At 67.1% G+C, this 8,150-nt stretch carries 8 protein-coding genes and 1 riboswitch; of the genes, 6 read left to right on the plus strand and 2 right to left on the minus strand.

Features of this window, described 5'->3' with window-relative positions; genetic code table 11:
* The first annotated feature begins 12 nt into the window (after nucleotides 1–12).
* Nucleotides 13–2,733 (plus strand): cadherin-like domain-containing protein, encoded by a 2,721-nt coding sequence (locus tag BN976_RS13785; protein WP_011782186.1) that lies wholly within the window; start codon nucleotides 13–15, stop codon nucleotides 2,731–2,733.
* A 37-nt stretch (nucleotides 2,734–2,770) separates the two neighbouring features.
* Here BN976_RS13785 and BN976_RS13790 read toward each other — a convergent pair whose 3' ends face one another.
* Entirely contained in the window at nucleotides 2,771–3,802 is a 1,032-nt protein-coding gene (locus BN976_RS13790; RefSeq protein ID WP_011782187.1) for a glutathione S-transferase family protein, read from the minus strand.
* Nucleotides 3,803–3,928: 126 nt separating this feature from the next.
* On the opposite strand from BN976_RS13790, the gene BN976_RS13795 reads away from it, so the two are divergent.
* Entirely contained in the window at nucleotides 3,929–4,804 is an 876-nt protein-coding gene (locus BN976_RS13795) for an endonuclease domain-containing protein (RefSeq protein WP_011782188.1), read from the plus strand.
* A 59-nt stretch (nucleotides 4,805–4,863) separates the two neighbouring features.
* Here BN976_RS13795 and BN976_RS13800 read toward each other — a convergent pair whose 3' ends face one another.
* Nucleotides 4,864–5,274: a cold-shock protein gene (locus BN976_RS13800; protein ID WP_011782189.1), complete on the minus strand. Its 411-nt coding sequence runs from the start codon at nucleotides 5,272–5,274 to the stop codon at nucleotides 4,864–4,866.
* A gap of 181 nt (nucleotides 5,275–5,455) precedes the next feature.
* Between BN976_RS13800 and BN976_RS13805 the strand changes: the two genes are divergently transcribed.
* The 4 genes from BN976_RS13805 to BN976_RS13820 all read left to right on the plus strand — a co-directional run.
* Nucleotides 5,456–5,866, plus strand: coding sequence for a YccF domain-containing protein (locus tag BN976_RS13805; RefSeq protein ID WP_011782190.1), 411 nt, complete (start codon nucleotides 5,456–5,458; stop codon nucleotides 5,864–5,866).
* On the plus strand, nucleotides 5,863–6,924 hold the full coding sequence (moaA, locus tag BN976_RS13810; protein ID WP_036371284.1) for a GTP 3',8-cyclase MoaA: 1,062 nt from the start codon (nucleotides 5,863–5,865) through the stop codon (nucleotides 6,922–6,924). The genes BN976_RS13805 and moaA overlap by 4 nt, the downstream gene beginning before the upstream one ends.
* Nucleotides 6,925–6,926: 2 nt before the next feature.
* Nucleotides 6,927–7,193 carry a MoaD/ThiS family protein gene (locus BN976_RS13815; protein ID WP_011782192.1) on the plus strand — a complete coding sequence of 89 codons (267 nt, stop codon included), beginning with the start codon at nucleotides 6,927–6,929 and terminating at the stop codon, nucleotides 7,191–7,193.
* A 284-nt stretch (nucleotides 7,194–7,477) separates the two neighbouring features.
* Nucleotides 7,478–7,653, plus strand: a riboswitch (cyclic di-AMP (ydaO/yuaA leader).
* A gap of 9 nt (nucleotides 7,654–7,662) precedes the next feature.
* A partial coding sequence (locus tag BN976_RS13820) for a transglycosylase family protein (protein WP_036371286.1) occupies nucleotides 7,663–8,150 on the plus strand: 488 nt, incomplete at its 3' end.

Genomic DNA, 8,150 nt, shown 5'->3' on the forward strand with positions numbered 1-8,150 from the left:
GGAGGTCGGACTGTGTCCCTGACGCGTGGTGGTCGTCCGGCGGGAAGCAGTCGACCCTTTCGGCCGACGCTGCGCTGGGCACAGGTCGGGGTGGCCGGCACCGGGATGGCGTTTGCGCTGCTGGCCGCACCGGCTGTGGCCACCGCCGACACGGGCGCCGACGAGGGAGGCGCCGACTCGTCGGCCACCACGGATGCGGCGTCGACGCCCTCACCGCGTGCCGATTCACTTTCACGGCACACCGCTGTCGGGGACAGCACCGGTGAATCCGACGCTCGCTCCGCCGAAGACGAGGCAGAGCGGGTGCTCGGCACCCTTCACCCGGAGACCTCGGAACGTGCCGTGTCCCCACCAGGCCCGAGGACCGAGCACGAGGCGCTGTCAGACGATCCGGAGCCCGCGGTAGAACCGGACCCACCGGAGGCGGGCCCAGCGCTGGACACCCCATCGCGGGACACAGCCCCCACCCCGGGGAAACCGGAATCCACCCACGATCCCCAGGACGGTGACGCCGAGACCGCGGCTGACGGGGCCCGGGCAACTAGCGCAACGTCGACACCGTCGGCCCGGATGACCCTCCGTGGCCCGACCGCGCCCGGTTCCTCCACGGCCCCGCTGTCGGACACCGCACAGATGGCGAACGAAGCTGGAAGCCCGATGCTCTCACCGGACCCGCAGGACGAATCCGTGACTGAACCAGGGGGCGTGGAGGCGCTGCCGCTCGGCGCTCTGCACGCCGCTGCTTCTTCGACCAGCTACCCGGCCTATCCGGCGCCGGTGGACGCACCGGTGACCTGGCGCTCGATCGTCTCCGACGCCCTGTCCTGGATCGGGCTGGGAATGGCGACCGACCAGCACATCCCAGATGGCCCGATCAATGATCTGCTGGCCGGGCTGTGGGTTGGCATGCGCCGACTGCACTACACGTTCTTCAACTCGTCACCCGAGCTGGACCACGGCGCCGCCACCGAAGATCCCGACACCGGGATCATCACCGGCGACCTCGAAGCCCATGACGCCGACGGTGATGTCATCACCTTCGTGCTGACCGGCGCACCCACTCACGGCACAGTGAGCTTCGCCGAAGACGGCCGGTACACCTACATTCCCGACACCGCCTTCGCCGCCACCGGCGGCACCGACACCTTCACCGTCACCGCCACGGACACCGGCGGCGCCAACCCGTGGCACACCAACCTTCCCCGCCTGCTCTGGTCGGCCCTGAGACCGTTGCTGTCCGCACTCGGATTCACCGCGCCTGTTGATTCCTCCAGCACGACCACCGTCACCGTCACCGTCACCCCGCAGGCCTGCAGGACCGACGGCGCCGGAGCTGAGTGCGCGGCGGCCAGGGCGCCAAAGATCACCTTGCACAACAACTCTGAGCACACGATCTGGGTGTACAACCTGCCGAGCTCCGGCGACTACAGCATCGGCGCGGACTTCACCCCGGTGTCCATCGCGAAGGGCGCCAGCGCACCGGTGACCCTCGCCGTCGGCACCGGGTCACCCGGTTCACCCCAGAACCGGATCTACATCGTCGAGGGCGAGACCGGTTTCACGCTGCCGGTCAGCTCGTCATCCGGGGTGGACGCATTCAACCCGACCGCACCGTCGGAAGGAAACTCCTTCCTGAACTACAACTTCGTGGAGTACTACCTCTATCCCGATGGCGGCGGCGGATACCAGTACACCATCGACACCTCCTACATCGACGAGTGGTCGCTGCCGATCCAGTACAAATTCACGCTCAACGGCGCCCGGTGGTCGGGGGCCGTTGACGGACATACCTACGGCTTCGACGACTACGACACGGTGGTCAATCAACTCAATGCCGCCGGGGGGCCCTACAAGCATCTGGTTTGGGGCGGCGGCACACCGTGGGCCCCCCAGCCGCCGTCCACGGTGCATCGAATCATCGGGCCCGACAAGGTCTGGACCGCACAGGCGAGTCAGCCGGCAAGCAATGTCAACATGAACCACGTCGGCTGGGTGCCCACCTCGTATCAAGACTTCGTCCAATACGACTCCCACACGGAACCGGACGGACACGTCGTCTACCCCTACGCGCAGAACGGCACGAAGTACTCTCGCGACGGCAATTTCAGCTTCTGGAAGAACGAAGTGGATGCCCCGGCGTCCACGCCCTATCCGATTGCCTTGCGCACGGCCGCCGTCCTCGACGGCTTTCCCGCCAAGAACGGTGTGTACGGATTCTTCACCTATCCCAATGACGAGACGGCTGGCCAGTTCACCAACATCCCCACGTCGGTGTCCCTCGACATCTACGTTCACGGCTCCTCAGACGGGGTCAGCGACAGTGTGATCGAAGGGGGCAGCTGGTTCTACACCAGCACGACTTCACCGTCCGGGCGGGGGTTGGCGAATCGCCGGCACGTGGTCACCGGGTCGAGCGCCACCGACACCTTCATCCTGGATTCGGTGTTCACCCGCAGCCGAACCGCACCGGTCGTCGTCGCCGAGGCCGTCCAGGGCGACATCGTGGTGATCGACCGGACAGCTTTGGGGGCAACCAGCTACGAAGTGGACGTCGTTGACCGCGCGTGGTTCCTCGGGGGCGGGCTCGCCAAGTACGACAGCCAGTTCGTCTACGACCGCTCGACCGGAATCCTGTACTACGACCAAGATCCCGACCGGTTCGGCTACACCGGCGTCCTGGCCAACCTGTCGTGCAGCTCTGCCGACGCGGCCAGCGTGGTGTTCGTGCTCTGAGTCGCCTGCTGCCGCCTGAGAGCCCTACCTCATCGGTTCATCCGGGTTGCGAGTCGCCGGCTGTGTGACCCTCGGGCACGCGCTCGGTGTCCCGCGTCGGCCCGGGGGCGGTTCCGTCACCGAACGGTCTGCCGCCCAACGCTTCTCGACCGTGCGGCGTCAGCCAGTTCGACAGCTCCGGCCCCTTCGGGACGATGCCGGTGGGATTGATGTCGGAGTGGACGATGTAGTAGTGCTGCTTGATCTGCACGAAGTCGATGGTGTCACCGAACCCCGGCGTCTGAAACAGGTCGCGTGCGTATGCCCACAGCACCGGCATCTCGGAGAGCTTGCTGCGATTGGTCTTGAAGTGGCCGTGATACACGGGGTCGAATCGAGCCAGTGTGGTGAATAGTCGTACGTCTGCCTCGGTGATGGTGTCGCCCACCAGGAAGCGCTGCCGCGACAGCCGCTCGGACAGCCAGTCCAGCGCGGTGAACAACCGGTCGTATGCCTTCTCGTAGGCCCGCTGGGACCCCGCGAAACCGCACCGGTAGACGCCGTTGTTGACCTCGGTGTAGACGCGCTGGGCGACCTCGTCGATCTCGTCGCGCAGCGGTTCGGGATAGAGCTGCGGTGCGCCGTCGCGGTGGTAGGCGGTCCACTCGGTGGAGAAGTCCAGGGTGATCTGCGCGAAGTCGTTGGTGACGACCTCTCCCGTCGCGACCTCCACGACGGCCGGGACGGTGACACCCTTGGGGTAGTCGCGCACACGTTTGTTGTAGGCGTCGCGCAGGAAGTGAATGCCCAGCACCGGGTCGACACCACCGGGATCGAGGTCGAACGTCCAGCTGCGCTCATCATGGGTCGGGCCGCAAAAGCCTATGGACAGAACATCTTCCAGCCCGAGCAGCCGCCGCACGATGATGGTGCGGTTGGCCCATGGGCACGCTCGGGCAACGATGAGCCGATAGCGGCCCGGCTCGACGGGATAGCCGTCCCGCCCGTCGGCGGTGATCCGGGTGGAGATGTATTCGGTGTCCCGGTTGAACTCCCCGCCAGAGCTCGACGGGTCGGCGACGTAGGTCATGGGTCAGTCATACCCCGATTCCGCCGCCGAAACTGAGCTTGATCGCGACTTCCGGGCGCCGTCGCGCACACAACTTCAGATTCGAGGCGAGGGAACCGGGGGCAGCATCGCCGGCGTCCAATCGGCATGGACCCGTTTCTCGGCACCGAGGCACTGGCCGCCGGCTCGCTGACCCGGTACCGGCTGAAGACCCGCTTCGAGTTGGTGCACCGCAACGTCTACGCGCTCAACAGAGAACAGCTGACTCCGGTACAGAAGGCCCGCGCGGCGTGGCTGTGGTCAGGGCGACGGGGCACGTTGGTCGGCCTGTCGGCCGCAGCGGTCCTCGGGTCCCGGTGGATCGACGCGCGGCTGCCTGCCGAACTGAACCAGCGCAGCCAACACAAGACCCCGGGCATCGTGTTGCGCGCCGACACCCTCGGTCCGGACGAAATCGTGACGGCCCGCGGGATGCCGGTGACCAGCCCGGCAAGGACCGCGTTCGATCTCGGAAGGCGACGCGGCCTGACTCTGGCCGTCATCCGGATGGATGCGTTGATGCGCACCACCGGCGCGACCACGTCCGACATCGCGACGCTGCTCACCCGCCACAAGGGCGCCCGAGGGTTGGTGCAGTTGCGCAGGGCCCTTGAACTCGTCGATCCCGCCTCCGAGTCGCCTCAGGAATCTCGGACCAGACTCCTGCTCGTCAAGGCCGGATTGCCGCCCGAACGCAGTCAGATCGATGTCTTCGATCGCGACGGCTACCACGTCGGGCGTGTCGACATGGGCTGGGAGACGTGGAAAGTCGGCGTGGAATACGAAGGCGAACAGCACTGGACAAACCCCGAGCAGTACGCTCACGACATCGACCGGCAGGCGGCGCTGGAGGCAGAAGGTTGGCGCATCATCCGGGTCAGCGCCGAAATCCTGCGCGATCGACCGACCACCATCGTGTCCCGCGTGTGGCTGGCGCTGCGCGCAGCGGGTGCACCGGTGCAACCGCCGAATCTGAACTTATGAGCGCGTTTTCACGGCCTGATCGACCATAAGCTCAGTTTCGGCGTAATCGACGCCGGCGATCAGGCGTCGAGTTCGCGGGCGACAGCCTTGACCACCTCGGACACCCGGCGTGCCACCTTGCGGTCCGGGTAACGGCCCTTGCGCAGCTCGGGCTGCACCGCGCTCTCAAGCAGCGTGATCATGTCCTCGACCATGCCGTGCAGCTCGTCCGGGCTGTGCTTGTGCTCGACCGCGGCGGCTTCCCGGCGCGTCCTGGTCAGACTCGGCGGCGGGTCGATGAGCTTGAGGCTCAGCGCCTGAGGTCCACGCCGGCCCGCGGCCACGCCGAACTCGACGCGCTGACCCGCTTTCAGGCCTTCGACACCGGCGGGCAACGCCGAGGACCGCACATAGACGTCCTCACCGTCTTCCTGCGAGAGGAACCCGAAGCCCTTCTCCGCGTCGTACCACTTCACCCGGCCGGTCGGCACTGCTCTCACCTGCTGTCTGTCTGAACCGATGGATATCTGTACCTGTGCGGGTACATAAAGTAAGCGCCCCGCCTGCGTCGGGACGCGTCCCGGGAGATCCTACTCGGACCGCAGCGGGGCCAGCATCCCCTTATGTCGGTAGGCTGCGAGTCACCGCTGGCGGAAGATCAAGGCGACTGATATGCGATTGGCACTGAACGTCATCTGGCTGGTTTTCGGCGGCCTGTGGCTGGCGCTGGGCTACCTCCTGGCAGCGATCATCTGCTTCGTTCTCATCATCACGATCCCGTTCGGTTTCGCCTCGCTGCGCATCGCGGCGTACGCGCTGTGGCCGTTCGGGCGCACCATCGTCGAGAAGCCCGGCCCGCGCCCCGGGGCGTTGGTGGGAAATGTCATCTGGGTGATCGTGGCCGGGGTGTGGCTGGCCATCGGACACATCACCACCGCGGTCGCCATGGCCGTCACGATCATCGGCATCCCGCTGGCGCTGGCCAACCTGAAGATGATCCCGGTGTCGCTCATGCCGCTGGGCAAGGAGATCGTGCCGGTGGACGAGGCCGGCCAGCGCCGCATCGTCGGGGCGGTGCCGTGACGGTCGTCGCGCTCGGAGTGCCCTCGGTACACCGCCCGCAGTCCCCCGCTCCCGAGGAGGGCCCACTGGTCGACACCTTCGGCCGGGTGGCGACCGACCTGCGCGTCTCCCTGACCGACCTGTGCAACCTGCGGTGCACCTACTGCATGCCGGCCGAGGGGCTCGACTGGCTGCCCAGCGACGAGAAATTGAACCCCGACGAACTCATCCGGCTGCTGGGCGTGGCGGTCACCCGTCTCGGGATCACCAGCGTCCGGTTCACCGGCGGGGAACCGCTGGTGGTGCCCCATCTCGAGGACGTCGTCGCCGCGACCGCAGCGCTGCGTCCCAGGCCCGAGATCACGTTGACGACCAACGGCGTCGGCCTGGCCAAGCGCGCTGCGGGGTTGAAGCGGGCGGGTCTGGACCGCATCAACGTCTCCCTCGACACGGTCGATCCCGCCCGGTTCGCCGCCATCACCCGCCGCGACCGGTTCACCGAGGTGGTGGCCGGGTTGCGTGCCGCCAAGGAGGCGGGGCTGGATCCGGTGAAGGTCAACGCCGTCCTGGATCCGGTGTCGGGACTCGACGACGTGGTGTCCTTGCTGCGGTTCTGCCTGGAGCACGGCTACCAGTTGCGGGTCATCGAACAGATGCCGCTGGATGCCGGCCGCTCCTGGGAACGCGAGCGCGCTCTCAGCGCCGACGTCATTCTCAGCGCGCTGCGACGCCACTTCACGCTGACGCCCGATCCGCGTCCGCGGGGGTCTGCACCGGCGCAGCTGTGGCAGGTGCACGACGACGGCCACGTCACGGGCCACATCGGGATCATCGCGTCGGTCTCCGACGCGTTCTGCTCGACCTGCGACCGCAGCAGGCTGACCGCCGACGGCCAGGTGCGCAACTGCCTCTTCGCGCGCGATGAGACGGATCTGCGCGCACTTCTACGTTCGGGCGCCGACGACGCCGCGCTTGAGGCCGCCTGGCGTGCGGCCATGTGGGCGAAGGCCGCAGGCCACGGCATCAACGATCCGGGATTCGTCCAGCCTGACCGCCCGATGAGCGCGATCGGAGGGTGAGTATGCCCGCTGAGGTCGGCGTGCGGGTCACTGTCCGCTATTTCGCCGCGGCCCGCGCCGCCGCGGGCACCGAGTCCGAGACCGTGGACCTGCACGCCGGGGCGACCGTAGCCGAACTGGTCGAATCGCTGAAGGCCCGCGACGCGGCGCTTTCGAAGGTGTTGGCCCGGTGTTCGTACCTACGGGATGGAGTTGCCGTGCGTGACATGCGGACTGAACTCGGCACCGCGGCGACGATCGACGTTCTCCCACCTTTCGCCGGCGGGTGACACCGACGCCGGTACAAGAACTATTCCGTGATTTGCGTCACATAACGGAATGGTCACAGGATGGCTACGGCGAGGTTGAGCGGCATGGCACCTGCAGGAACAACAGTCACTCCTGGTCTTTTAGAGTTTTTTTAGTATTTGCCGTCGTAGAAGACACGGCAACCGGCAAAAGATGACGGCGCCCTGGCGAGCCGTTACGGTCTTGAACCAGGCCATCGACCCCCACATTGCGATCGGCCCGCCGCGTCACCAATTGCGCCGAGCTCCATCCATTGGTGCGCGGGGACAACGAGATACAACTTGGATGGAGGCGGGGGACCCACCGGTCCACCGAAATACAGGACCAGGAGCCGAACTCGGTTCCTTGGGGTGAAGCCGTCGCCGTTTCGACGACGCCGGCCGGGCGACCTCTCCAGCCCGAACCCGACAGCTGACCTCGCGGGCGCTTCAGAGAGGACCACACGTACTTATGAGTGGACGCCACCGTAAGCCCGCACCATCTGCTGTAAACGTCGCCAAGATCGCTTTCACCGGCGCAGTCATCGGAGGCGGAGGCCTCGCCCTGGCCGGCCAGGCCGGTGCAGCCACCGACGGCGAGTGGGACCAGGTCGCTCGGTGCGAGTCGGGCGGCAACTGGGCGATCAACACCGGCAACGGCTACCACGGCGGCCTGCAGTTCTCTCCGGGCACCTGGTCGGGCCACGGCGGTGGCGAGTACGCCCCGGCGGCCTACCTGGCCACCAAGGAAGAGCAGATCGCGGTCGCCGAGCGTGTCCTGGCATCTCAGGGCAAGGGCGCGTGGCCGTCGTGCGGCGGGCCGCTCTCCGCCGCAACGCCGCGCAACGTCGTCGCCGAGCCGCCCGCTCCGGTCGATCCTGTGGGACTCAACGGCCTGCTGCCGCCGCCTCCGGTCGATCCGTTCGCCCCGCCGCCCCCGCCGGCCCCCGCACCGTTCGA

It is taken from the genome of Mycolicibacterium austroafricanum, assembly GCF_000612725.1.
Lineage (GTDB): Bacteria > Actinomycetota > Actinomycetes > Mycobacteriales > Mycobacteriaceae > Mycobacterium > Mycobacterium austroafricanum.

What these genes read in the sequence shown, in the direction of transcription:
- BN976_RS13795 (WP_011782188.1), top strand. Translation starts at nt 3,929, where the DNA reads ATGGACCCGTTTCTCGGCACCGAGGCACTGGCCGCCGGCTCGCTGACC.
- BN976_RS13805 (WP_011782190.1), top strand. Translation starts at nt 5,456, where the DNA reads ATGCGATTGGCACTGAACGTCATCTGGCTGGTTTTCGGCGGCCTGTGG.
- BN976_RS13790 (WP_011782187.1), bottom strand. Translation starts at nt 3,802, where the DNA reads ATGACCTACGTCGCCGACCCGTCGAGCTCTGGCGGGGAGTTCAACCGG.
- BN976_RS13815 (WP_011782192.1), top strand. Translation starts at nt 6,927, where the DNA reads ATGCCCGCTGAGGTCGGCGTGCGGGTCACTGTCCGCTATTTCGCCGCG.